Source organism: Leisingera sp. ABD4_442, assembly GCF_056160905.1.
Map to the genome: position 1 here is coordinate 1 of NZ_JBSWYB010000090.1, position 1217 is coordinate 1217.

Annotated in this window: 1 protein-coding gene; it reads right to left on the reverse strand. The window is 58.7% G+C overall.

All coding sequences use genetic code 11. From position 1 onward, the window contains the following. Positions 1-34: 34 nt before the first annotated feature. Positions 35-1161 (reverse strand): IS3 family transposase gene (locus ACXAHG_RS23475; protein WP_475061231.1). Its coding sequence is split into 2 segments (ribosomal slippage): positions 35-897 and positions 897-1161, totalling 1128 coding nucleotides; the frame shifts between segments, so codons are not numbered across the junction. Between the last annotated feature and the right edge of the window lie 56 nt (positions 1162-1217).

Sequence of the window (1217 nt, forward strand, 5' to 3'; positions counted from 1 at the left end):
TGGGGAGCCTGATCTGACTGGTCCGGTTTGATTGTTAGTGCATGACTGGCCTTCGGTCCATCGGGACAATGGTTTCCGGCGCAGGCGGCCGGTATCCCAAGGCGCTGTGGGGCCGCTTTGTGTTGTAGTGTCTCCTCCAGTTTTCGATGATAATCTGGGCTTCCCCCAGCGAGTAGAAGAGCTCTCGGTTCAGCAGTTCGTCCCGGAGCCGGGCATTAAAGCTCTCGACGTATCCATTCTCCCATGGGCTTCCTGGTTCGATGAAGGCTGTTTTCGCACCAACCGCCTCAATCCAGGCCCTGACGCCCTTGGCAACGAACTCCGGGCCATTGTCACTTCGGACATAGGCTGGAGGCCCCCGCAGAATGAATAGATCGGTCAGGGCGTCGATAACATCGGTCGAGTTCAGCTTCCTCTTCACCCTGATTGCCAGGCATTCCCGGCTGAACTCATCGAGGATGTTCAATGTGCGGAATGCCTTGCCGTCGTCAGTGCGGCAATGAACGAAGTCGTAGCTCCAGACGTGGTTGCGGCTCTCCGGTCTAAGACGGATGCATGATCCGTCGTTCAGCCAAAGCCGCCCCTTCTTTGGTTGCTTCCGTGGCACTTTGAGCCCCTCTCGCCGCCACAGGCGTTCGACACGGCCGTCGCCGATCTGCCATCCAGCGTCCCTAAGCAGCACTGCAACCCGGCGGTAGCCATAGCTGCCGTATTGCCTGGCCAGTTCAATCATGTCCGCCACGAGCCGGTCTTCATCTTCCCGGCTTCGCGGTTGATACCTTTGTGTTGACCGATGTTGCCCCAGCACCCGGCAGATCCGGCGTTCCGACACTTTCATCTCGCTGCGTATCAGCTCAATGCAGGCGCGCCGACGGGCGGGGCTCAGAAGTTTCCCCGGGCCGCCTCCTTCAGGATGAGCTTGTCCAAGGTCAGGTCCGAGACGGCTTTCCGCAGCCGTTCGTTCTCCTTCTGAAGCCGTTTGAGTTCTTTCAGTTGGTCGGTTCCCATCCCGCCATACTGTTTGCGCCAGCGGTAGTAAGTCTGCTCAGTGATGCGCACTTCGCGGATCGCATCCACGCGCTGCATCCCCTGGCCGACAAGCACATCAACCTGCCGCAGCTTCTGAACTATTTCCTCCGGCTTGTGCCGCTTGTTCGCCATTCTCAGTCCTCCGTTTCCTAAACATAACGGTGGGCCAATTCAGATGGGGCACTCCA